Here is a 24,386-nt window from a genome sequence, read left to right on the forward strand (position 1 = left end):
TCGCCTTGACGCTGTCTCTATCCCGGTTTCGGGCGGACGGCGCGGCTGACTATTTCGCCGATCTGCCCGCCTTCTGAGCAGGCCGCCGCGTTTAAATTCAAAATCAGAGCTGCGCGCGAATTGACAGGGCGGCGGCGCATCGTCAAAATTAGAAACACCGTGCCGATAATAGAAACAGGGCTGTCATGCTGCTGAATGCCTCCCGCGCCGCCGAGATCATGCAAGACAACGGGCTCGACGCGCTGGTCGCGACGACGCCGGAGAATGTGCTCTACCTGGGCGGCTATTGGGCGATGTCGCAATGGGTCCGGCGCGGGCCGCAGGCCTACGTGATGTACAGCCGGACCAAGGCCGAGCTCTGCATCATCACCAGCACATCGCTGCTCGACCTCGTGGCGGACCAGAACCCGGGCGGCCAGGTGCGGCGGTTCTCGTATTTCCGCACGGACGTCGATCCGTCGGCGACGCTCAGCGCGGAAGATCAGCGGCAGGTCGCGTTGTTTTCCGACCGCGAATACAAGGGGCCGGTCGACGCGCTGGTCGCGGCGCTCACGGATGACGTCGGCGGGTCCGCGCGGATCGGCATCGACGAGCTCGGCATCACGCCGCAATGCATGGAGGAGCTGATCCAGCGCCTGCCGCAAGCCACATTCGTTCGGTCGTTCAAGCTGTTCGAGAAAATCCGCGCGATCAAGACGCCCGAGGAAATCGCCCGGCTGCGGATGGCGTGCTCGATCACTGAGCGGTCGATCGACCGGGCGCTGGACGCCGCGACAGAGGGGATGACCGAGCTCGAAATGGCCCGGGTGTTCCACAGCACCACGACCAGTCTCGACGGCGTGCCGGTGACCGGCTGTATCGGCTTCGGCGATCGCAGCGCTATGAGCAACGTGCAGCCATCGTCGCGGCAGCTGCGCCGCGGCGACGTGATCCGCTTCGATGTCGGTTGCCGCTACCGGCACTATCGTTCGGACATTTCGCGGATCGCGGCGGTCGGCGAGCCGACCGCCAAGGTGCGCGATTATCACAACGCGCTGTGGCTCGGCGTGCAGCGCGCCCACGACATCGCCAAGCCCGGGCTGCGCGTCGCCACTCTGTTCAACGAAGTCGTCGAAACCGTGCGCCGCAACGGCATTCCGCACTACGAGCGCAGCCATGTCGGCCACGGCATCGGCATCGACGGCTACGATCCGCCGAACATCGCAGCCGACTCCAGCGACGTGCTGGAGGAGAACATGGTGGTCTGCGTCGAGACGCCATACTACGAGCTCGGCTTCGCCGGCCTTCAGGTCGAGGACATGATCCTGATCACCCGCGACGGCAGCGAATCCCTGATGGCGCGCGACGGACGGCTGCGCATTCTGGCGATCTGACCCCGCGAAAATCCCCGAACTGCACCTCGAAGGAGAGCAATGTGAAATTTTCCGTGTGCCTGGCGACCGGCTACGAGGGTCTGGCCTATCCGATCCCGTTTTGTGCCCCTCAGGATCTGGTGAAGACCGCGGTGCTATGCGAGCAGCTCGGCTACGACGGCGTCTGGGGCAACGACCACATGACGACGCAGCACTACGTGCGCGACATGTATCCCGACACGCCGCCGAACTTCTTCGAGCCGCTGGTGGTGATGGCGATGATCGCGCAGGCGACGACGAAGCTACGCGTCGGCACTGCGCTGCTGGTGATGCCGATGCGCGAGCCGGTGTATCTCGCCAAACAGGTCTGCACCATCGATCAGATGTCGGGCGGCCGTTTCACCATGGCGGTCGGGCTCGGCGCCTATCGCGAGGAGTTCGAGGCTTGGGCCGGCAGCAAGGCCAAGACGTTCCACCGCGGCGAGATGATGGAGGAGGGGCTGAAGTCGTTCCTGGCGTTGATCTCGGAGAAATCGGCAAGCTTCGACGGCAAGTACTATTCCTTCCACGGCGTCGAACTGTTTCCGAAACCGGCGCAGACGCCGTTCCCGCTGTTCATCGGCGGCCATAACATGCAGTCGATCGAGCGGGCGGCGGCTGTCGGGCGCGGCTGGCTGCCGGGGTGGCGGCCGTTCAACGAGATCGAGGAGCGGATCGGTCAGCTCCGCCAGCGCGCCGAGGCGCTGGGCCGCGATCCCGCCGAGATCGAGATCGCACCGCAATTCTCGCTGCTGATCGGCAAGACCGATGCCGAGGCGGAGAAGACCTATATGCAGAGCGGTCTGGTCGCGCATCGTGTGTCGCTGGCCTATACGGGCCGCGACCCGGTGCACCAGGTCACCGCGAACCTCGTCGGCTCTCCCGCCTCGATCATCGAGAAGATCCACAAGCTGAAGGCGATCGGCGTCGACCACTGCGCCGCGATGGTCGTCGCCGTCAATTCGCTGCAGGAATACGACGACCAGGTGCGCTGGTTCGCCGAGGAGGTCATGCCGCACGTGCAATGATGCGGACCCGCGCCGCGCCGGCTCAGCGGCGCGGCTGCGGCTCTGTCACCCGCCCCGCATTGCGGGACGATGCGCCGGAGCGGTCGAAAGATCGGCCGGCACCGGCGAAATCGCCCGCGATGCTGGCGCCGAGCTTGCGTGACGCCGACAGCGCGGCGTCCACCACCAGCTTGATCACGCGGGCGCGTTCCTTGTCGGTGAGGCCGGCGCTGGGTACGCCGCCGCTGAGCGCCCCGATCGCCTTGTTGTCGGCATTGCGCACCACGGCGCCGGCCGAATACACGCCGACCCGGTTCTCGTCCTCGTTGAGGGCATATCCCAAACGCCGAACCTCCTGCAGTTCGACGAGGAGTTTGGGGATGTGGACCTTGGTCTGCGGCGTCAGCTTCGGGAGCGGCGTCTCGCTGAGTAGCTGCTTCACCTCCGCGTCCGAGTATTCGGCCAGGATCGCCTTGCCGAGAGCCGTGGAGTGCAGATAGGTCTGCGCGCCGGGGCGATGGTTCAGCGCGATCGGTCCGCTGCTCGGCACGGTCGCCAGATAGACGACCGCATGATCGCGCAATACGCCGAGAAAGCCGTTGATGTGCTGATCGGCCAGTCGATGCAGCTCGGGCATCGCGGCGGAGTGGATCGTGCTCTGACCGAGAAAGGCATTGCCGGTGCGGAAGGCACGGTAGCCGATCGTGTAGCGCGCGTTCTCGCCGGATTGCTCCAGATAGTTGGCGCGGCTCAGCGTCTTCAGCAGGCGCAGCGCGATGCTCGGCGCGATATCGAGTTGGCGGGCGACCTCGCGGACGCCGAGCGGAGGCGAGTCCGCCAGCAGATCGAGGATAGCGATCGCCCGCGCTACCGACTGATTCTCCGCGCCGGAACCGGTCTCTTGAGTCATCTTTACTTCCATCCTTCGATCTTCAGCGGCTGCAGTCGCGTCCGCGTTTTGCGCATGGGCGAGCGAGTTGCTCATGATCGGCGCACTCTGCCGTTTCCGCAAGCGCGAGCTGCCTAGCTTGTCATCCTTCCGCACGTGTAGTGCGCCTCCACCGCTTCGTCATGCGACCACCATGCCGACATTCGACGTTGACTAATCGGCGAACCGGAGAATAAGCTCAATACGTGGAACGGCGTACCGATATTGAGCACAGTGTGAAGGACTTGAGAACCCGCAAATGGCGATCGCCGCGTTACGCAAGACAGACGGTCGAACGAGCCTGCGGGAGCAGGCGTCGATGATTTCGGTGCGCGGGGCAGGCAAGATCTATCGGACGCGGTCGGACGAGACGGTCCATGCGCTCAAGGACGTCGACCTGGAGATCTCGCAGGGTGAGTTCGTCTCGGTGGTCGGTCCGAGCGGCTGCGGCAAGACCACGTTGCTGCGGATCCTGGCGGGCCTCGAGGGGGCGACCTCCGGCGAGATCGTGGTCGGCGGCAACAAAGTTCGCGGCCCCAATGACGACGTCTCGGTCGTCTTCCAGCAGGCGACGCTACTTCCCTGGTACACGGTTCTGCAGAACGTGTTGCTGCCGGCCCACCTCAAGGGTGATCGTTCGCCGGCGATCGAACAGCGCGCACACGGGTTGCTCGATCTCGTCGGGCTCAAGGACTTCGAGCGCAAATATCCGTTCGAATTGTCGGGTGGCATGCAGCAGCGCGTCGCGATCTGCCGGGCGCTGGTGCGCAATCCCAAGATCTTGCTGATGGACGAGCCGTTCGGCGCGCTGGACGCGATGACGCGCGAGACCATGAATGTCGAGCTGATGCGCTGGTGTTCGCAGGAGGGCAAGACCGTCCTGTTCATCACCCATAGTATCCCGGAAGCCGTGCTGCTCGGTGATCGTGTCGTGGTGATGTCGCCGCGGCCGGGGCGGATTTCGGAAATTCTCGACGTCGATATTCCGCGGCCGCGCGATCTGCGCACGCTTGGCACGCCGGCCTTCGCCGAGCTCAGCGATCGCGTGCGGCGGCACTTCGGTGCAGCGTCGGCGCCCGGACAGGACATGTGAGCCAGACGATGCGCAGCAGGACCATTCATAAACTGCAATCTCTGGCTCTGCTGCTCGCGGTGTTCGCCGCATGGGAGGGCGTGGTCCGGATCTTCGCGATTTCGCCCTTCGTCATTCCGGCGCCGAGCGCCGTCATCGTGCGGTTGTACGAGATGGTGACGACCGGCGAGGTGTGGCCGCATTTCGTCGCGACGTTGACGTCGGTGCTGACCGGTCTGGCCGCGGGTGGCATTGCCGGCCTCGTCGTCGGCAGCGCGATCTCGCTGATGCCGGCCGTCGAGCGGCTGGTGTATCCCTACGTGGTGGCGATGCAGACCGTGCCGAAGATCGCGATCGCGCCGCTGTTCGTGATGTGGTTCGGCTACGGCCTGACATCGAAGATCGTCATCACCGCGCTGCTCTGCTTTTTCCCGATCCTGGTCAGCGTCGTCTCTGGTTTTCAGTCGGTGGACAAAAACCAGCTCGAGATGATGCGCGCGTTCGGGTCCACGCCGATGCAGACGCTGTTTCGATTGCGCATTCCGTCGGCGCTGGTGCTGATCTTTGCCGGTTTCGAGATTGCGTCGGTGCTCGCCGTGATCGGCGCCGTCGTCGGTGAATTCGTCGGCGCCCAGGTCGGGCTCGGCTACCTGATCACCTCGCTGAACTTCAATCTCGATGTCGCCGGCATGTTCGCCGTGCTGCTCTGCCTCGCGGCGATCGGTCTCAGTCTGCACAGTGTAGTGAAGTTCGCTCGCAAGCGGATGATCTTCTGGCTGCGGTCTGATCCCGCACCGATCCTCGGTTAGACGGATCGACACCATGAAGCTGCCGGCATTCGACTATGCGCGCCCGACCTCGTTGTCCGAGGCGATCTCCCTGTTGCAGGGCGACGACGCCAAGGTGCTGGCCGGCGGACAGAGCTTGCTGCCGATGATGGCGTTCCGGCTCGCCGCGCCGAGGCTGCTGGTCGATATCGCGCGGGTGCCGGGGCTCGACCAGATCGTTGTCGAGGACGGCACCATCAGACTGGGCGCAGGCGTGCGCTGGTGCCAGATCGCAGCGTCGGCGCTGTTGGCTGAGGTGCATCCGCTGCTGGTCGAAGCCATCGGCCATGTCGCGCATCTGCAGATCCGCAGCCGTGGCACCATCGGCGGCAGCATCGCGCATGCCGATCCGGCGGCCGAGTTGCCGGCCGTCGCGCTGGCTTGCGATGCGAGCGTTGTCGCGGTCGGGCCGTCGGGACCGCGCCTGATTTCGATCGCCGAGTTTCTCACCGGGCCGCTCGAGACGTCGCTGGACGCTGCCGAGATCGTCACCGAAATCAGGATCCCCGCGATGGCGGGGCGGCGCTACGGCTTTGCGGAGTTTGCGCGTCGTCCCGGCGACTTCGCGCTCGCCGGCATCTGTCTGCACTATGCGGTCGACGCCGCCGGCGTCATTGGCGATAGCCGCGTCGTCGCCTTCGCGGCGGTGGAAATGCCGCAGCGGCTGTTTGCGGTCGAGCGCTGTCTCGATGGCCGTCGTGTGGACGATGTTGACCTCGCGAACATGCGGGACGTGCTGGCAGGCGAGGTCGACTGCGTCGATGATTTGAATGCGGATCGTGTGTATCGGACGGCGCTACTCGGGGTGATACTCGAAGACGCGCTGGCCCAGGCGCACGCCCGAGGGGGCGCGGCATGAAGATCGCCCTGACGGTCAACGGCGAAGCGCGGCAGCTCGACGTCGAGCCACGCTTGACTCTGGCGGATTTGCTGCGCGATCAGTTGCGGCTGACCGGGACGCATCTCGGATGCGAGCACGGCGTCTGCGGCGCGTGCACGGTGATCGTCGACGGCGCGCCGGTTCGGGGTTGTCTGACCCTCGCAGTGCAGAGCGACGGCTGCACGATCACCACCGTCGAAGGGCTCGGCTCGCCCGCGGCGCTGTCGCCGTTGCAGGCCGCGTTCAAACGCTGCCATGCGCTGCAATGCGGCTTCTGCACGCCCGGAATCCTGATGACGCTGCATGCGCTGCTCAGCAGCGAGCCGGACGCGAGCGAGGACCGGATCAAGGAGGCCCTCGGCGGGCACGCCTGCCGTTGCACCGGCTATCTGCCGATCGTCGAGGCGGCGTGCGTGGCACAGCCGGCTTACCAGGGCGGCGCCGATGCAGCGGTCTAACACCATGGTCGGGCGCGCGGTCGAGCGCCTCGAAGATGCGCGCTTTCTCACCGGGCGCGGCCAGTATGTCGGCGACCTCGCCACGCCGGACACGGTGTATGCGGTGATCGTCCGCAGCAACGTCGCCCACGGCCGCATCGTCCGGATCGACGTCGACCCGGCTGTTGCGCATCCGGATGTCGTCGCGGTGCTCACCTCACGCGATATCGGCAGCGTGCCGATGATCCCGCTGCGGCAGCAGGTGTTGCCGGAAGGCGAGCCGTATCTGCAGCCGGTGATCGCCCACGAGGTGGTGCGCTATGTCGGCGAGCCGCTCGCCGTGGTGGTCGCGGCGAGCGCTGCGCTGGCCGAGGATGCGGCGGCACTGGTCGAGGTCGAGATCGAGCCGCTGCCGGCGGTGGCCAGTGTCGAGGCCGCACGAAACGACGATCAGTTGCTGTTCGCCGCGTCCGGCAGCAACCGCGCGATTCTGATGCGGGCCGAGAAGGGCGACGTCGAGGCCGCGTTTCGCGACGCCGACTACGTCCGCAAAGCCAGCTTCAGCACACAGCGCCACACCGCGATGACCATGGAGACGCGCGGCCTGTTCGCGCAGTGGGACGCGGCCGCCGAGCATCTGACGCTGTCGGGCGCCGCCAAGGTGCCGTTCTTCAATCGGCGAACGCTCGCCGGCATGCTCGGGCTCGCCGAGACGCAGGTCGATCTGATCGAGGTCGACGTCGGCGGCGGGTTCGGCGCCCGCGGCGAGTTCTATCCCGAGGATTTCCTGATCCCGTTCGCCGCGAAGCGGTTGGCTCGTCCGGTGAGGTGGACCGAGGATCGGCGCGAACATTTCATGGCGATGAACCACGCGCGCGAGATGGCCGCGGCGCTGGAGATCGCCTGTCGCCGCGACGGCAAGGTCGTCGGTCTGCGCGGAACGATCGAAGTCGACATCGGCGCCTATGTCCGCACCAACGGCTTCACCGCGCCGCGCAACGTCGCGCAGTTTCTCAGCGGGCCGTACAGCATCGCCAATGTCGGCGTCGATGCCGAAGTGTTCGTCACCAACAAGACGCCGGCCGGCACCTATCGCGGCCCCGGCCGGTTCGAGGCGGCGTTCTTCTTCGAGCGGCTGCTGGAGATGGCCGCGACCGACCTCGGCATTGCGCCCGACGAGATCCGTCGCCGCAATCTGATCGCCGAGCACGAGATGCCGTACAAGATGCCGCGGACCCGGCATGTCGATCCGAGCAGCGAGACGGCCTGTGACAGCGGCGTCTATGCGGTCGTGTTCGAGCGCTGCCTGGAGGAATTCGGCTGGCACCGGCGCGTCGCCGATCAGGGGCGGTTGATCGACGGCAAGTATCACGGCTTCGGACTCGGCTGCTTCATCGAGGGCGGCGCCGCGGGGCCGCGCGAGAGCGCGCGGATGACGCTGCGGCCGGACGGCGGCGTCGACCTCGATGTCGGATCGTCGGCCATCGGGCAGGGGCTCGAGACCGTGATGGCGCAGATCGCCTCGGACGCGATCGAGGTGCCGATCGAGCAAATCCGGGTGCGCCACGGCTCGACCACGCTGGTGAAAGAGGGGTTTGGATCGTTTCATTCGCGCTCGACCGTGATGGGCGGCAACGCCGTCGGACTCGCGGCGGAGGCGCTGAAGCGCGAGATCGCCAGGGTATCCGCGGCGGCATTTTCCTGTACGCCGGAGCAGGTTGGCATTGCCGACGGCGCGGCGGCCTTCGGCGGCCGCAAACTGAGCTTCAGTGAGCTGGCCCGTCAGGGCGTGAGCGCCGAGGCGACCTTCAGCAACACCAAGCACACTTACAGCTACGGCTCGCATGCGGTGCACCTGACTGTCGATCCGCGCACCGGACAGGTCGAGATCCTCGACTATCTGACGGTCGAGGATGTCGGCAAGATCATCAATCCTGCGACCTTGCACGGCCAGGTGATCGGATCGGTCGTCCAGGGACTCGGCAGCGTGTTCCTCGAACAGATCCACTACGACGAAGACGGACAGCTGCTGACAGGTTCGTTGGCCGAATATCTGCTGCCGAGTGTCGCGAACTTCCCGAACATTCGCTCGGTGTCGCTCGAATTGCGGCCGTCACCCAATAATCCGCTCGGCGCCAAGGGCGCAGGCGAGGGCGGCCTGATTGCGGTCGGCGGCGCGGTCGGCAATGCCATCGCTGGCGCGCTGCGATCGTTCGGCTGCGAGCCTTGCCACCTGCCGTTCACGCCACCCCGCCTGTGGCATCTGATGCATTCTTCCAGTGAAGCCCATCGTAAGGAGGTGAGATGAAACGGACGTCAAGACTTTGCCGAGTCGCCATGCCGCTTGTCGGCCTGCTACTGACGGTTGGTGCGGCTCAGGCCGACACCCCGGTGAAAGCGCTGATCCCCGCGAAGCTGATCAACGAGGCGTTCTCGCCATTCAGCGTCGCCAAGTACATGGGCTACTTCTCCCAGGAAGGTCTCGATGTCAATCTGATCGCCGTCGGCGGTTCCAACGAAGTGGCGCTCGCGATCAATTCCGGCGCCGGTGATGTCGGCGCCGCGTCGCCCGGTCAGGCGCTGGTCGGCCTGCAGTCGGAGCAGGGCCTCAATCTGAAGTACTTCTACGAGTGCAATTATCGCAGCATCTGGACCGTCACCGTCGCTCCCGACAGCCCGATCCAGACCATGAAGGACCTCAAGGGCAAACGGATCGGCATCGCCGCGATGGGCAGTGCCGGCAGCAATTTCGGCAAGGCGATGGCGGCCGAAGCCGGCCTCAACCCGAACACCGACGTGTCGTTCGTGGCGGTCGGCAGCGGCGCGCAGGCGATGACGGCGCTGAACCAGAAGGTCGTCGACGCGCTGGTGTTCTCCTCGCAGGAGACCTCCAAGTTCGAGGCCAACGGCTTCAAAATCCGATATCTCGACACGGGCGAGGGTTTCGCCAGTCTTCCCGACGTCGGCTTGCTGGCCCGCCGCGAGGCGTTCGATAGCAACCGCACGATGCTGGTCGGCTTCGCCCGGGCGGTGGCGAAGGGCTATCTGTTCTCGCTGGCCAATCCGGAGGCGGCCGTGAAGATCAGCTGGAAGCTGTTTCCGGAATCCGAACCGAAGAACATGGATCCTAAGGAAGCGCTCGCAGGCGGCGTGATGGTCAACAAGCGTCGCATGGAAATCTGGGATTCGCCCAAGACCAAAGGCATGCTCGGCACCTTCATCGACGCCGACTGGCGCCGGCTGCTCGACTACATGAAGACCAGCGGCGTGCTGAAGACCGACATTCCGCTGAATCGCATCTACACCAACGATCTGATCGCCGAGATCAACAAGTTCGACAAGGACGAGGTTCGCAAGCAGGCGGTGGCGTTCGACATCAGCAAGATGAAGTGATCCGGATGAGGTCGATGCCGACAGGCGGAAATCTCCCCAAGCTGTCCGTGCGCTTGCACGGCGGCTTGACCGCGCGGGAGTGCGTCGAACTCGCAGAGGTGGCCGAGACGGCGGGGTTCGCCTCGCTGTGGTTCGCCGAAAACGCGTTCGCGCGCGGCATTCTGCCATCGGCGGCCGCCTGTGCGGTGGCGACCCGGCGGATCGCCATCGGGGCGGGTGTATTCAACCCGTTCAGCCGTCACCCGACGCTGATGGCGATGGAGGTCGCCGCGCTCGATGAGCTGAGTGGCGGCCGCACCATGCTGGGCATCGGCGCCGGCATCGCATCGGCGGTGCGAAAGCTCGGCCTCGATCCCGAGAAACCGGCACCGGCGCTGCGTGACACCGTCGTCATCCTGCGCAAGCTGTTCGCCGGCGAGACTGTCGATCACCCCGGCGCGCAATTCTCCGCGCGCGGCGTCAAGCTCGAACATCCGACCCGCGCCGACCTGCCGATCCTCGTCGCCGGTCGCGGCGAGATCACCTCGAAGATGAGCGGCGAACTCGCCGACGGCGTTCTGATCTCGAATATGTGCTCGCTGCCGTTTGCGTCGCGCACGGCGCAGCGGGTCAATGCCGGCCGCAGCGCGGGCGGACGATCCGGGGCGGCGCACGCGGTGCAGTACATGCCCTGTTCGGTCGACGCGGATGAGCAGCAGGCGGTGAGCCGGGCGAAGTTCGCGGTGGCCGAGATGCTGACGTCGTTCTGGCGGCTTGGTGAGCGCGTGCCCTCGGCGCGCGATGCGATCCTGTCGGAAGGAACGGTGTCGGCCGACGAGTACGAGCGCGCGGTGCAGAAGCTGCAAGCCGGCGGTTCGCCGGAACAGCTCGACGCCCGCATTGCGCGCGCGTTCGTGCTGTGCGGCACGCCGGAGTCCTGCCTGGCGCGCGCCGCGGAGTACGCGGCCGCCGGCGTCACCGAACTGGCGCTGACTTTCTCCGGGCCGACCCAAACCGATCAGATGCGCTTGCTCGGCGACGCGCTGCGCCCTGCCGGGAGCTGAGATGGCCGGGATCCGCGACGCCGCTGGCTTTTCGGCCATTGTTTGTGAGGTGCTGAGGCACGTCCCGACGCCGGCGCTGGTGGTCGATAGCGACGCGCTGCAGGCCAATATCGACGCCATGGCGGCGCAGGCGCGCGATGCCGGCGTGCTGCTGCGCCCGCACGCGAAAACGCATAAGACCGTGGAGATCGCACGCCGGCAACTCGCCGCCGGTGCGCGCGGCATCGCTTGTGCGACGCCGCTGGAAATCCTCGCCATGGCGAATGGCGGCGTGCAGGATCTGCTGCTGACTTCGCCGATGCAGGACGTCGCCAAGACGTCGGCGCTGATCGCCGCCGCGCGGTTGGCAAAGCTGTCGGTCGTCGTCGATCATCCGAGCCAGATCGAGCTGCTACGCGAGCAGATGCAGGCCGGCGGTCGTCCGCTGACGATTTTGATCGACGTCGATGTCGGTCAGCGTCGCACCGGCGTGTGTAGTGCCACAGACAGTGTCGCTCTCGCCAGGCTGATCGGCGATTGGCCGGACGCAGTCTTCGGCGGCCTGCAAGGCTTCGCCGGGCAGGTCCAGCACGTTCTGGATCCGGCGGAACGCAAATCCGGAAACGCGGCGGTGGCGGCGACCTTGTGCGATCATGCGCAGGCTCTCGGCGAGGCCGGCTTCGCTTGCGCTGACGTCACCGGCAGCGGAACAGGAACTTTTGAATTCGACATCGCGGGGCCGTTCACGGAACTGCAGGTCGGCTCCTACATCTTCATGGACGCAGACTACGGCCGCGTGCAAAACCACGACGGTCAGGCACTGCCGTTTCGGCGCACGCTGTACGTGCTGGCGACGGTGACCTCGGTCAACCGGGCGGGTGAGCTCACGGTGGATGCAGGCGTGAAGGCGTTGGCGCTGAACGGACCGTTGCCGGATGTGTTCGGCGGCCTGCCGGAGGGATCGAGCTATCGCTTTGCCGGCGATGAGCACGGCGTCATCAGCCTGCCGGCGGGCACGGCGCCGCCGCAGCCCGGGCAGCGCGTGCTGATCGGAGCGACGCATTGCGATCCGACCGTCAATCTGTTCAGCCGACTGCACGCCGTGTCGGCTGACGGGGCGACCGAAGAATGGGCCGTTCGCGCTCGCTATTGAGCGGCGAAGCGACCGCAGGTGAACTGATCTGCAGGACGCATCCCTGGTGCGTCTGCGCGTGAAATGAGGGCGACGACATGCTGTGGGACACCGGGGACGCCGAAGCTCTGTTGCGGACCTATGAGGCGACGCCGTTGGCGGACCTGCTCGCCGAGGCCGCGACGCTGGCGCGCGATGGCCATCGCCATGTGATCAGCTACTCGCGCAAGGTGTTCGTGCCTCTGACGCGGCTGTGCCGCGACAGCTGCGGCTATTGCACCTTCGCCAAGACGCCGCGCCAGGTCGAGGCGGCGTATCTGTCGCCCGAGGAGGTGCTGACGATCGTGCGCGCCGGGCAGGCCGCCGGCTGCCACGAGGCGCTGCTGACGCTCGGCGACAAGCCGGAGCTGCGCTACGCCGCGGCGCGCGAGTTTCTCGCCGCGCAGGGCGTCGCCACCACGGCCGAGTATGTCGAGAAGATCTGCAAGCTCATTCTTGCCGAGACCGGCCTGCTGCCGCACGTCAATGCCGGGGTGATGAGCGAGGCCGAGACCGCGCGGCTGCGCAAGGTGAGCGTATCGCAGGGCATCATGCTGGAGAGCATCTCCGAGCGGCTGTGCGAGCGCGGCGAGGCGCATTTCGGCTCGCCGGACAAATTGCCGGAGGTGCGGCTTGAGGCGATCGCGGCCGCGGGCCGGCTGCGGGTGCCGTTCACCAGCGGCATTCTGATCGGCATCGGCGAAACCCGGCTCGAGCGGGTGCAATCGCTGCTGGCGCTGCGCTCTCTGCATCGGCGCTATGGTCATCTGCAGGAAATCATCGTGCAGAATTTCCGCGCCAAAGCGGATACAAAGTTTGCCGGTCACCACGAGCCGGGGCTCGACGACCTGCTGTGGACCACGGCCGTGACGCGGCTGATCTTCGGGCCGCAGATGAACATCCAGGTCCCGCCCAATCTCAGCTACGCGGATTTCCCACGGCTGCTGGAAGCCGGCATCAACGACTGGGGCGGGATTTCGCCGGTCACAGCCGATCACGTCAATCCGGAGGCGCCATGGCCGGAGATCGAGCGGCTGCGGCAGGCGACCGAGGCCGCCGGGCTGACGCTGCAGCCGCGACTTGCGGTGTATCCCGCCTATGTCCGTGGTGCGGCGGACTGGATCGATCCCGCGTTGCGACCCAAGGTCCTCAAAGCCGTCGATGCCGACGGCTTCGCGCGCGACGACGGCTGGATGCCGGGCGGATTGGCCGGGATCCCGGCGGCCCGCGCTGCGCGTCGCAGCGATATGTCACTGGATGCCCTCGTTGCCCGGGCCGCGGGTGGCGCGCGGCTGGCGCAGAGCGAGGTGCAGGCGCTGTTCGGCGCCCGCGGCGGCGATGTCGAGATGATCTGCGAGGCGGCGGACGCGGTGCGCGCGGCATCGAGCGGCGAGATCGTGCGCTACGTCGTCAACCGCAATATCAACTACACCAATGTCTGCAGCTACACCTGCAAATTCTGCGCGTTCTCCAAAGGCAAGACCCACGACCATCTGCGCGGGCGGCCTTACGACCTGTCGCTCGAAGAGGTGGCGCGGCGCGCCCGCGAGGCGTGGGAGCGCGGCGCGACCGAAGTCTGCATGCAGGGCGGCATCAATCCGCACTACACCGGCCGGACCTATGTGGACCTGCTGCGCGCCGTGAAGAACGAAGTGCCGCAGATGCACGTTCACGCGTTCTCTCCCCTGGAAGTGAGCCAGGGCGCCGCGACGCTCGGCATGCCGGTGGTCGATTATCTGGCGATGCTGCGCGACGAAGGCCTCGGCTCGCTGCCCGGCACCGCTGCCGAGATCCTCGACGACAAGGTGCGGCAGATCATCTGCGCCGACAAGCTCAACACGCAGATCTGGCTCGATATCGTGCGCAGTGCCCACCAGGTCGGTCTGCGCACCACGGCGACGATCATGTTCGGGCATGTCGAAGGCTCCGACAGCTGGGCCGCGCATCTGCTGCGGATTCGGGACTTGCAGGAAGAGACCGGCGGCTTCACCGAGTTCGTGCCGCTGCCGTTCATCCACATGGAAGCGCCGATGTCGCTGCGCGGCCAGGCGCGCAGCGGGCCGACCTGGCGTGAGGTCCGGCTGATGCACGCGGTGGCGCGGCTGGTGCTGCATCCGCTGATCACCAACATCCAGGCCTCCTGGGTGAAGCTCGGCGAGCCCGGCGTCGCCAGTCTGCTGCGCTCCGGGGTCAACGATCTCGGCGGCACGCTGATGAACGAGAGCATCTCGCGCGCCGCCGGCACCCAGCATGGTCAGGAGCTGCCGCCGGAGGCGATGGAAGCGCTGATCACGCGAGCCGGGCGCGTCGTCGAGCAGCGCACGACGCTGTATCGCGCGGTCGACGCCGAGCGCCGCGATGCCAGCTTCGCCGCGCCGGAGCTGCAGGATCTGGTGATGACGCCGTTCGTGCCGAAGCAGATGGCCGTGGCGCGATGACCCACGTCCTGATCCCCTGCAAACCGCTCGATTGCGGCAAGTCGCGGCTGGCCGGTGCGCTCGATCCGAGCGGCCGGCGCTGGCTGTGCGAGCGCATGCTGCGCCAGACGCTGGCGGCGGCCGCGGCGGCTTTCGGGGCGGAGCAGGTGAGGGTGGTGAGCGCGGACGCGCAGGTCCGCCGCGTCGCGGCGACGTGGGGCGTCGGCGTGATCGACGACAGGACCCATGATCTCAACGGCGCGCTGGGCAATGCGCGGCACGAGTTGCAGCGCACCATCGCGACGCTCACGCGCCTGATGATCCTGCCGATCGATCTGCCTTACGTCGAGCCCGTCATCCTGCGCCGCGTCGCCGCCGAGCAGGCCGCGGTCGTGATCGTGCCGGACCGCAAATTCGATGGCACCAATCTGCTTTGCGTCGACGCGCGCACCGCGGCTTCATTTCCGTTCGCTTATGGCCCGCGCAGTTTTCAGCATCACTTCGGCGCAGCGCGCAGGCTCGGTGTGACGCCCGCCATTCTGGTCGATCAGCGTCTCGCCTTCGACCTCGACTTGCCCGACGATTATCGACAGTGGGCTGAGCACGTCGCCGCCTGACAGAAGGCGGAGCTGATCGTCGCTACGCATCCCCGCGCGACGACAAGCGAGTGTGCGGTTGCGCCGCGCCGTTCCGTCGTTGCCGCCGCTTGGGTGGCGAAACTGCTGCCGATTGCAGCATATTCTTGCACAACTCATCACCAACGAAAGCTGGTGCGCGAACTTGACGGCGCCGCCCAAAATCTTTTAGTGTTCTTGCTACGGGAACGACGTTCCGAAAAACGGAACGTATCAAAGTATGGACGTTGCAATGCTCGCCAATATCGATCGGCTCAATGCGGGAATGAAGCAGGCGTCGCTCGCGGCGCTGGTCGCGACGATGCCGGAGAACGTCACCTATGCGAGCGGGTTCTGGGCGATGAGCCAGTGGATCCGCCGCGGCCCGCAGGCTTACGCGCTGCTGCCGGCGCCGGGCAGCGGCGAGCCGGCGGTGATCGCCTCGACCGGCCTGATCGATCTGGTCGCCGACGCCGAAGTCTGGGTGAAGGACATTCGCCGCTTCGGCGGATTTTCGGTGAACAAGACGGAGGGCGTGGAGCTCGAGCCGCATGATCAGCGCATCGACGCCTTGCTGGCGCAGCAGGACGACGGCGACGCCGTCAAGGCGCTGGTCAAGGTGATCAAGGATCGCGGGCTGCAGAACGCGCGCATCGGCGTCGACGAAATCGGCATCCTGCCGCAATATTGGGATCAGCTCGCCGAGGCGCTGCCGGGCGCGACGCTGGTGCGGGCGGCCGACATCTTCCGCTACGCGCGGGCGATCAAGACGACGGAGGAGATCGTGCGGCTGCGCAAGTCCGCGCAGATCGCCGACATGTCGATCAGTGCGGCGCTCGCGGTCGCCAAAGTTGGTGCCACCGAGAACGATCTGGCGCGGGCGTTTCACACCAAGACCATCGTCGAGGGCGGAATGCCCGTGCTCGGCTGCATCGGCGTCGGCGCGCGCAGCGCCGGCACCAATGTGCAGCCGACCGATCGCGAGCTGATCGCCGGCGACATCATCCGCTTCGACGTCGGCGGGCGCTACAAGCACTACCGCGCCGACATCGCGCGCAATGGCGTGCTCGGCGAGCCGGACGCGAAGACCGTCAAGTATCATCGCGCGATCTGCGTCGGGCTCGACCGCGCCATCGAGATGATCAAGCCGGGCGTCAAGGCCGCCGATGTGTTCAACGCGGCGGTGGAGACCGTGCGCCGCGAGGGCATTCCGCATTATCAGCGCAGCCATGTCGGTCACGGCATCGGGCTCGACGGCTACGACGCGCCGAACATCGCGCCGTCCAGCAAGGACGTGTTCGAGGAGGGCATGGTGATCTGCGTGGAGACGCCGTACTACGAGATCGGCTATGCGGGCCTCCAGGTCGAGGACACGCTGGTTGTCACCAGGGACGGTGTGGATTCGTTCATGCTGTCCGACACGGCGCTGCGGGTGCTCTGATGGCGAAGGTCAAAGGGCTGCAGTGCCTGCGCTGCGACGCCCTTTATCCCCCGGATCACTACGCCGACGACTGCCCGGTGTGCCGGCCGGTGGTGCGGAGCAATCTGGTGGTCGCCTATGATCAGCCGATCGCCTTGCGCAAGCCGGGCGCGGCCGGCGCCGGGCTGTCGACCGGGCTGTGGCGCTACGGCGACGTGCTGCCGGTGAGCGAGGCTGAAGCCGTGTCGCTCGGCGAGGGCGGCTCGCCTCTGCATCATCTGCGGAACGTTGGTGAGCAGCTCGGCCTCAAGCAACTCTACGGCAAGGACGAGAGCGGCAATCCGACCTGGTCGTTCAAGGATCGTCTCGCCTGCATGGCGGTGTCGGTCGCCAAGCAGATGGGCGCCAGGACCATCGTGTCGAGTTCCTCTGGCAACGCCGGCGCGGCCGCCGCCGCTTATGCGGCGAAGGCCGGCATTCCCTGCGTCGTCTTCACGTTCGGCTGGGCTGCCGGGCCGATGGTGACGCAGATGCGCGCCTACGGCGCCAAGGTCGTCACCGTGCCGGAAAAGGAAGACCGCTGGCGGTTCATGGAACACGCCGTGAGGCAGTATGGCTGGTTCCCGACCTCGCCGTTCTTCGGCCCCGCGGTCGGCTCCAACCCTTACGGCATCGAGGGCTACAAGACGCTGGCCTACGAAACCGTGGAGCAGCTCGGCTGGCGCGCGCCGGATTGGTGCATCCTGCCGGTGTGCTACGGCGACGCCCTGATCGGGATGTGGCGCGGTTTCAGCGAGATGATGGCGGCGGGCTGGATCGACCGCATGCCGAAGATGGTCGCGGCGGAAGTCTACGGCTCGATCGGCCAGGCCATTGACCACGACCTCGAAGCGCCGCCAGCAATGCCCAAGACATTCGATACGGTGTCGGGTTCGATCGGCGCAGTGCAGGGGACCTATCAGGCGCTGCAGATCGTGAGGACGTCTCAGGGCCGCGCCGTGACGATCTCGAACGATGATACGATGCGCTGGCAGCAGCTTCTGGCAGCTCGCGAAGGTCGCTATCTTGAGCCGGCTTCTGCCGGAGGGCTGGTTGCGGTCGAGCGATTGGTCAGAGCGGGCGTGATCAAGAGCGATGACACTGTCGTCTCGCTTCTCACGGCGTCCGGGTTGAAAGACCCGGCGGTCACCGCGGCGACGCAGGGTGACACGATTCAGGTGCCGTCGGATCTTCCGACGGCCACGCAAATCCTGCAGTCCGCGGGAGTGTTTCCGATCATCTGAGGGGGCGAGGTGAAGATGCATATGAAGTCGAAAATCATCGGAGCTGTTGGTCTGGTCATCGCAGCGCTGCTGCCGCAAGCCGCGGCCGCGGAGTATCCCGACAAGCCGATCACGCTGATCGTGCCGTGGGCCGCCGGCGGCAGCACGGACCAGACCGCGCGCGTACTGGCCAAAGCGGCCGAGGCCTCGCTCGGCCAGACCATCGTGGTGATCAACCAGCCGGGCGCCTCGACCTCGATCGGCATGGCCGCGCTCGCCAAGGCCGCACCGGACGGCTACACCATCGGCACGCTGTCGAGCACCAGCTATCTGGCCGCGCTGCAGGGTCGGCAGCTGCCGTTCGACCCGATCAACGCGTTTTCGTACATCAGTTACTATGGCGACAATCTGATCGGCATCGCCGTGAAGGCCGATGCGCGCTGGAAGACGATCGACGATCTGATCGCCGAGGGCAAGGCGAAGCCGGGCGCGATCAAGTACGGCACCGCCGGCGTCGGCACGACCCAGCATCTCACCAGCGAAGCGCTGCAATTCGCCACCAAGGCGAAGTTCGTCCATGTGCCGCAGCAGGGCTCCGCCGCTTCGGTGCCGGCGCTGCTCGGTGGCCATGTCGACTTCATCATGGAGACGTCGGTCTGGGCTCCCTTTATTGAGAGCAAGGAGGTGCGGCTGCTGGCGGTGACCACGCCGCAGCGCTCCAAGATGTATCCGGACGTTCCCAGCCTGTCCGAGAAGGGCCTCAAGTCGCTGCGCTCGGTTCAGGCGATCATCGGGCCGGCCGGGATTCCGGAGAACGTCCGCATGAAGCTTGAAACCGCGTTCCGCAAGGCGATGAGCGACAAGGCTTTCCAGGACACGATGGACCGGCTCGGCATGGTGCCGCTCGACCTGCCGGGCGCCGAGGTCAAGAAGCTGGTCGAAGGCGAGTACAATTCGGCGCGTGAGATCCTGCAGGAAATCGGCAAGGCCAAATGAGCGGCCCTGTCGCCATGGTACGGCTCACCACGCCGACCTACGTCGCCGTCCTGATGCTGCTGGTGCTGGCGCTGACCTTCGGGCTCGGCGCCTTCCGCCTCGGCTTCTGGGTCGACGACGCGCCGGGCCCGGGCGTGCTGCCGCTGGCGGTGTCGATCGCGCTGCTGGTCCTGTTGGTCCTGGTCGTGCGTGAGCCGCTGCCGGCGGATGAGAGCGCGTTCGCGCTCGCACCGGCCGCGGCGATCCTGGCGACGATCGTTTACGCGATCGTCGTTCCCTACACCGGCTTCGTGATCGCGACGCTGGCGCTGCTGATCGTCTGGATTCGCGGCTTCTATCGCCAGAGCATGCTGCGCGCCGTCGTCGCCGGCGTCGGGCTGACCGCCAGCGGGCTCGTGATCTTCCCGTTGCTGCTCAAGGTGCCGATGCAATTGGGGCCCGCCTGGTAATGTTCGAAGCCCTCGAAAAACTCGGCTACGGAATCTCGCTGTCGCTCGAGCCGTCGAACCTGCTGTATGCGGCGATCGGCTCGGTGCTCGGCACACTCGTCGGGGTGCTGCCCGGGCTCGGCCCGGTGACGACCATCGCGGTGCTGCTGCCGCTCACCTATCACGCCGGCTCGCCGCTCGGCGCCATCATCATGCTGGCCTCGATCTATTACGGCGCGATGTATGGCGGGTCGACCACCTCGATCCTGCTCAAGGTGCCGGGCGAAGCCGCCTCGGTGATTACTTGCATCGACGGCTACCAGATGGCCAAGAAGGGCCGCGCCGGTCCGGCGCTGGCGATCGCAGCGATCGGCTCGTTCATCGCCGGCACCGTCGCGGTGTGTGCGCTGGCGCTGGTCGGTCCGCTGTTCGCCAAATTCGCGGTTACGTTCGGACCGCCCGAGTATTTCGCGCTGGCGTTGTTCGGATTGTCGCTGAGTGCGACGCTATCCGGCGGCTCACCGGTGCGTGGCATCACCATGGTGCTGGTCGGGCTGCTGCTCGGCCTGGTCGGTATCGACACCATCACCGGCGTCGAGCGCTACACCTTCAACATCATGGCGATCACCGACGGCATCGATCTGGTGCCGATGCTGATGGGGCTGTTCGGCGTCGCCGAGATCCTGCACAATCTCGAGGACAAGTCGCGCGGTTCGCTGCTGTCGACCAAGATCGGCCGGCTGTTTCCGAGCCGTCAGGATTGGAGCGAGTCCGCCGGTCCGATCGCGCGCGGCTCGGTGATCGGATTCTTCGTCGGCCTGATCCCCGGCGGCGGTGCCATCCTGGCGTCGCTGATGAGCTACACGCTGGAGAAGAAGCTGTCGAAGACGCCGGAGCAGTTCGGCCACGGCGCCATCGCCGGCGTCGCCGGACCCGAGTCAGCCAACAATTCGGCGGCGACGGCCTCGTTCATTCCGCTGCTGACGCTCGGCCTGCCGGGCAATGCGGTGACCGCTGTGCTGTTCGCGGGCCTGCTGATCCAGAACGTGCAGCCAGGTCCGCTGATGCTGGTGAAGAATCCCGACGTGTTCTGGGGCGTGATCGCGTCGATGTATGTCGGCAACATCATGTTGCTGGTGCTCAATCTGCCGCTGGTCGGGCTGTGGGTGCAGCTGCTGCGCGTGCCATCCTGGCTGCTCAGCGCCACCATCCTGCTGATCGCGATCTTCGGCACTTACAGCCTGCGCAGCAATTTCGCCGACGTGACGACGCTGATGCTGTTCGGCGGCATTGGCTATCTGCTGCGCAAGGCCAGCCTCGACGCCGGTCCGCTGATCATGGCGTTCATCCTCGCCAACATCCTCGACACCGCGCTGCGGCAGTCGATGCTGATGGGCGACGGCAGCCTGATGATCGTGCTGCAGCGGCCGCTGTCGCTGACCATCCTGACGGTCGCAATGCTCATCCTGGTGGGGCAGCTGTGGTCGTATTTCGGCCGCACCCGCGTCCGCACCGTGCCGTCGGAGAGCTGAGATGACCGCCGCGGAGCGTCCCGATCGCGTCGACTTCCTCGACAAGGTGACCGGCCGCGCCGCGTTCATCTCCGATCTGGCCGTCCCCGGCATGGTCCACGGCAAGGTGCTGCGTAGCACGATGCCGCATGCGCGGATCGTAAGCATCGACATCGACGCCGCGCTTGCGATGCCGGGCGTGATCGCCGTCGTCACCGGCGCGGATTTCGGCGGCATCGACCCGATCTGGGGCGTATCGCTGAAGGATCGGCCGCTGATCGCGATGGACCGCGTCCGCTATGTCGGCGAGCCGGTTGCCGTGGTGGTGGCCGAGACCGAAGCCGCCGCCGAGGAGGCGCTCGACGCGGTGATAGTCGACTACGACCCGCTGCCCTACGTCACCGAGGCGGCTGAGGCCCTGGCGCCGGATGCACCGCTGCTGCACGACGCGGTCCAGCCGCTGAAGGACTTCTACTTCAAGGGCGAAGCCAAGCCGGTCCCCGGCACCAACATCTTCCAGTCCTACGCCTACGACACCGGCGACGTCGAAGCGGCGTTCGCCTCGGCCGACCGCGTGTTCGAGGACAGCTTCGACTTCCCGATGGTCTATCACTACGCGATGGAGCCGCATTGCGGCATCGCGTCGTTCGGCGACGACGGCCTGACGGTGTGGAGCTGCGGCCAGGCTCCGACCGCGGTGCAGAAGGTGTTGTCGCGGATCTTCAATTTGCCGATCGCCAGGGTGCGGATCATCACGCCGCTGATCGGCGGCGGCTTCGGCGGCAAGGCCTCGGTCAAGATCGATCCGCTGGTTGCCACGGTGGCGTGGAAGGTCGGGCGCCCGGTGCGGATCTGTTTTTCGGCCTCCGAGTCGATGCTGACGGCGCGGCGGCTCAGTGCGACGATCAGCGTCAAGACCGCGGTCAGCGCCGACGGCATGCTGCAGGCGAAGTCGGTCGACGTGCTGATGAACGGCGGCGCCTATGCCGACACCGGACCGGCGGTGGCGATCAAGGCGGCGATCCGCGCGATCGGTCCGTACAAGATCCCGAACCTGCGGCTTCGCAGCACGGCGGTCTACACCAACACTGTGCCGGGCGCGGCATTTCGCTCGATCGGCGGCCCGCAGGGCGTGTGGGCGACCGAGTCCCAGATGGATATCATCGCCGAGGCACTCGGCATCGATCCGACCGAGCTGCGCTATCGCAATATGCTCAAGCGCGGCGAGCACGTCCGGCCTGATCTGACGCCGATCGACGTGGATATGGCGGAGGCGATGGGGCTGGCGTCGCAGGCGATGAGCCGGCTCGACGCACAGCATCCGCAAGCCCGGATGATCCACGGCACCGCGCTCGGCGTCGCCGACCCGGCGAACTCGCCGGTGGCCGGCGTGCTGCTGCGGCTGAAGATCGACGGCTCGATCGCGGTGATTTCATCGAGCATCGAGGTCGGGCAGGGCATTCGCGAGGTGCTGTGCCGCGTCGCCGCCGAGCAACTCAACCAGCCGGTTGCCATGGTCAGCGCGCTGACGCCGGATAGCGCCATCGCGCCGTTCGACTGGGGCACCGGCGCCAGCCGCTCATCGCTGATGATGGCGCTGGCGATCGAGGACGCCGCCGCCGACATCAAGGCGCAGATCGGCGACATCGCGGCGTCGACGCTCAATCTCGATCCGGCCGGCATCGCGCTGGTCGCGGGCGGCTTCACCGCGGCCGGCAAGCGCTACAGCTTCGCCGATCTGCTGCATGCTTACGTCGGCATCGACAGCGGCGAACTGATTGGCATCGGCCGGATCTCGCCGCGGTCGCGCGGCGGCGCGCTCGCCAGGGCACCGCTGTTCTGGGAAACCGCTGCCGGGCGCTGCGGCATCACGCTCGACGAGGACACCGGCGAGATCGCGGTGAAGCGCTATGTCAGCGTCGCCGACATCGGCCGCGCCATCAATCGCAGCGGCGCCGAAGGTCAGGACGAAGGCGCCGCGATCATGGGCCTCGGCCACGCGCTATTCGAAGAACTGATCTACGCGGACGGCCAGCCGGTCAACGGCACCATGATCGATTATCACGTCCCCACCATCGACGACGTGCCCGAGCAGTTCGAGACCGTGCTGATCGAAAACGGCGGCGGCCCCGGACCGGGCGGCATGCGCGGCATGGGCGAGGGCGCAATCTTGCCGATCGCGCCGGCGATCGCCAATGCGCTGGCCACCGGCTTCGGCATCCGCGTCAAGCAGCTGCCGCTGACGCCGGAGCGTGTCTGGCGCGCGCTGAAGGACAAGAAGGACAGCTGAGATGGAATTCCGCATGGAGGCCGATCTGCCCTGCGCGCCCGACCGGCTGTGGCCGATCATGCTCGACATCCGGGAGATGGCCGGCTGCATCCCGGGCATCGAGACGATCGAAGAGAAGGAGCGGCTCAGAGCCTATTCGGCGCTGATGAAGCAGAAGATCGGGCCGTTCAAGCTGGAGGTGCCGGCCGAGATCGTGGTCGAGGACTATCGCGAGCTCGAATTCGTGATCGCGCAGGCAACCGGCCGGGACAAGTTCACCGGTACGACGCTGCGCGTCAATTTCGACCTGCGGCTCGAGGCGGTTGAAGCGCAGCTGACGCGGCTGGCGGTGACGGCCGATCTGCAAATCGCCGGCCGACTGGCGTCGCTCGGTCACTCGATGATCAAGAAGAAGGCGCAGGAGAACTTCGCCGAATTCGAAACCAATTTCCGCAAGCGGCTGGAAGAGATCTGATCGTGCGACTGGCCCCGTTCCAATTGCATCGTCCGAACGAGCTGCAAGCTGCACTGGCGCTGCGCGAAAAATTCGGCGACGACAGCGCTTACTACGCGGGCGGGACGGAGCTGCTGCTGGCGCTCAAGGCGCGTGTGCTGCGCTATGACCATCTGATCGATCTGAAGCGGATCGCCGGGTTCGACCGGCTCGCCCTCGACGGCAACGAAGTGGTGATCGGGCCGCTGGTGACGCATCTGCGGCTGGCCACCGATCCGCTGATCCGCGACCGGCTTCCCGCTTATGCGAAGCTCGCCGACAACGTCGGCAACATTCGCGTGCGGGCATCGGGCACGCTCGCCGGCAATCTTTGTTTCTCCGAGCCGCACGCCGATCCGCCGGCGCTGCTCTGCCTGCTCGGCGCAACGCTGATGTTGCACGGGCCGGACGGCGAGCGCAGCGTGCCGATGGCCGAATTCATCCTCGGCCCGTTCACCACCGCGCGCGCCGACGACGAGATCCTCACCGCGATCCGCATTCCGCTGCCGGCCGCGGATGAGCGGATCTGCTATCGCAGCTTCGGTCATCTCGAATATCCCGCCGTCGGCGTGGCGGCGTCGTATCGCGCGCAGGCGAAAGGGCGCTACCGCGTCTGGATCGGCTGCATCGGCGACAATCCCATCCAAGCCGAAGCGGTCGAGGCCGCGCTCGACGGCGTGCCGCCCGGTGCGTTGTCCGACGTTCTGCCGCAAGCGGCCGATGCGATGGCGGCGGACCTGCCGGCCACCGACGACATCTACGGCAGCGCCGACTACAAGCGGCATCTCGCCGCCGTTTTTATCAAGCGCGCGGTGCTGGAAAGCGCCGGCGTCGAGGCAGGGCGCTGA

The 24,386-nt window shown here is 66.4% G+C and carries 21 protein-coding genes; 20 read left to right on the forward strand and 1 reads right to left on the reverse strand.

The genetic code is table 11. The features are described from left to right. Positions 1-185: 185 nt before the first annotated feature. Positions 186-1,373: a M24 family metallopeptidase gene (locus LPW26_RS06200; protein WP_238733436.1), complete on the forward strand. Its 1,188-nt coding sequence runs from the start codon at positions 186-188 to the stop codon at positions 1,371-1,373. 41 nt (positions 1,374-1,414) lie between these two features. Next, the gene (locus LPW26_RS06205; protein WP_238733439.1) at positions 1,415-2,419 is read left to right on the forward strand and encodes an LLM class flavin-dependent oxidoreductase; all 1,005 of its coding nucleotides are present in this window, start codon (positions 1,415-1,417) and stop codon (positions 2,417-2,419) included. Positions 2,420-2,441: 22 nt separating this feature from the next. On the opposite strand, the gene LPW26_RS06210 is transcribed toward LPW26_RS06205, so the two are convergent. After that, a complete protein-coding gene (locus LPW26_RS06210) occupies positions 2,442-3,308 on the reverse strand; it encodes an IclR family transcriptional regulator (RefSeq protein ID WP_238733441.1) in 867 nt (288 codons plus the stop codon). A 337-nt stretch (positions 3,309-3,645) separates the two neighbouring features. Between LPW26_RS06210 and LPW26_RS06215 the strand changes: the two genes are divergently transcribed. The 18 genes from LPW26_RS06215 (at position 3,646) to LPW26_RS06300 (ending at position 24,386) form a co-directional block, all read left to right on the forward strand. Next, on the forward strand, positions 3,646-4,419 hold the full coding sequence (locus tag LPW26_RS06215; RefSeq protein WP_238733450.1) for an ABC transporter ATP-binding protein: 774 nt from the start codon (positions 3,646-3,648) through the stop codon (positions 4,417-4,419). Positions 4,420-4,427: 8 nt separating this feature from the next. Then, a complete protein-coding gene (locus LPW26_RS06220; RefSeq protein ID WP_238733451.1) occupies positions 4,428-5,207 on the forward strand; it encodes an ABC transporter permease in 780 nt (259 codons plus the stop codon). A gap of 13 nt (positions 5,208-5,220) precedes the next feature. Then, positions 5,221-6,084, forward strand: a complete 864-nt coding sequence (locus tag LPW26_RS06225) for an FAD binding domain-containing protein (protein ID WP_238733452.1) — start codon at positions 5,221-5,223, stop codon at positions 6,082-6,084. Next, positions 6,081-6,563, forward strand: coding sequence for a (2Fe-2S)-binding protein (locus LPW26_RS06230; RefSeq protein ID WP_238733453.1), 483 nt, complete (start codon positions 6,081-6,083; stop codon positions 6,561-6,563). The genes LPW26_RS06225 and LPW26_RS06230 overlap by 4 nt, the downstream gene beginning before the upstream one ends. After that, the gene (locus tag LPW26_RS06235; protein WP_238733456.1) at positions 6,550-8,850 is read left to right on the forward strand and encodes a xanthine dehydrogenase family protein molybdopterin-binding subunit; all 2,301 of its coding nucleotides are present in this window, start codon (positions 6,550-6,552) and stop codon (positions 8,848-8,850) included. The genes LPW26_RS06230 and LPW26_RS06235 overlap by 14 nt, the downstream gene beginning before the upstream one ends. Before the next feature lie 29 nt (positions 8,851-8,879). After that, positions 8,880-9,935: an ABC transporter substrate-binding protein gene (locus LPW26_RS06240; protein WP_238733459.1), complete on the forward strand. Its 1,056-nt coding sequence runs from the start codon at positions 8,880-8,882 to the stop codon at positions 9,933-9,935. Positions 9,936-9,949: 14 nt separating this feature from the next. After that, positions 9,950-10,978: an LLM class flavin-dependent oxidoreductase gene (locus tag LPW26_RS06245; protein ID WP_238733461.1), complete on the forward strand. Its 1,029-nt coding sequence runs from the start codon at positions 9,950-9,952 to the stop codon at positions 10,976-10,978. Position 10,979: 1 nt separating this feature from the next. After that, complete coding sequence (locus tag LPW26_RS06250; protein WP_238733464.1) at positions 10,980-12,110, forward strand: DSD1 family PLP-dependent enzyme; 1,131 nt, start codon at positions 10,980-10,982, stop codon at positions 12,108-12,110. A 77-nt stretch (positions 12,111-12,187) separates the two neighbouring features. Beyond that, a complete protein-coding gene (cofH, locus tag LPW26_RS06255; protein ID WP_238733468.1) occupies positions 12,188-14,566 on the forward strand; it encodes a 5-amino-6-(D-ribitylamino)uracil--L-tyrosine 4-hydroxyphenyl transferase CofH in 2,379 nt (792 codons plus the stop codon). Beyond that, positions 14,563-15,162, forward strand: coding sequence for a 2-phospho-L-lactate guanylyltransferase (cofC, locus tag LPW26_RS06260; protein ID WP_238733471.1), 600 nt, complete (start codon positions 14,563-14,565; stop codon positions 15,160-15,162). The genes cofH and cofC overlap by 4 nt, the downstream gene beginning before the upstream one ends. Positions 15,163-15,400: 238 nt before the next feature. Continuing rightward, on the forward strand, positions 15,401-16,600 hold the full coding sequence (locus LPW26_RS06265) for a M24 family metallopeptidase (RefSeq protein ID WP_238733474.1): 1,200 nt from the start codon (positions 15,401-15,403) through the stop codon (positions 16,598-16,600). Then, on the forward strand, positions 16,600-17,862 hold the full coding sequence (locus tag LPW26_RS06270) for a pyridoxal-phosphate dependent enzyme (protein WP_238733475.1): 1,263 nt from the start codon (positions 16,600-16,602) through the stop codon (positions 17,860-17,862). Before LPW26_RS06265 ends, LPW26_RS06270 begins: the two co-directional genes overlap by 1 nt. Positions 17,863-17,883: 21 nt before the next feature. Next, positions 17,884-18,837 carry a tripartite tricarboxylate transporter substrate binding protein gene (locus tag LPW26_RS06275; protein ID WP_238733476.1) on the forward strand — a complete coding sequence of 318 codons (954 nt, stop codon included), beginning with the start codon at positions 17,884-17,886 and terminating at the stop codon, positions 18,835-18,837. After that, entirely contained in the window at positions 18,834-19,286 is a 453-nt protein-coding gene (locus LPW26_RS06280; RefSeq protein WP_238733477.1) for a tripartite tricarboxylate transporter TctB family protein, read from the forward strand. Before LPW26_RS06275 ends, LPW26_RS06280 begins: the two co-directional genes overlap by 4 nt. Next, entirely contained in the window at positions 19,286-20,797 is a 1,512-nt protein-coding gene (locus tag LPW26_RS06285; protein ID WP_238733479.1) for a tripartite tricarboxylate transporter permease, read from the forward strand. Before LPW26_RS06280 ends, LPW26_RS06285 begins: the two co-directional genes overlap by 1 nt. 1 nt (position 20,798) lies before the next feature. Beyond that, positions 20,799-23,066 (forward strand): xanthine dehydrogenase family protein molybdopterin-binding subunit, encoded by a 2,268-nt coding sequence (locus tag LPW26_RS06290; protein WP_238733481.1) that lies wholly within the window; start codon positions 20,799-20,801, stop codon positions 23,064-23,066. A gap of 1 nt (position 23,067) precedes the next feature. Next, positions 23,068-23,520: an SRPBCC family protein gene (locus tag LPW26_RS06295; protein ID WP_238733486.1), complete on the forward strand. Its 453-nt coding sequence runs from the start codon at positions 23,068-23,070 to the stop codon at positions 23,518-23,520. A 2-nt stretch (positions 23,521-23,522) separates the two neighbouring features. After that, positions 23,523-24,386, forward strand: coding sequence for an FAD binding domain-containing protein (locus LPW26_RS06300; protein ID WP_238733489.1), 864 nt, complete (start codon positions 23,523-23,525; stop codon positions 24,384-24,386).

The sequence above is a fragment of the Rhodopseudomonas infernalis genome, from assembly GCF_022271405.1.
Lineage (GTDB): Bacteria > Pseudomonadota > Alphaproteobacteria > Rhizobiales > Xanthobacteraceae > Rhodopseudomonas > Rhodopseudomonas infernalis.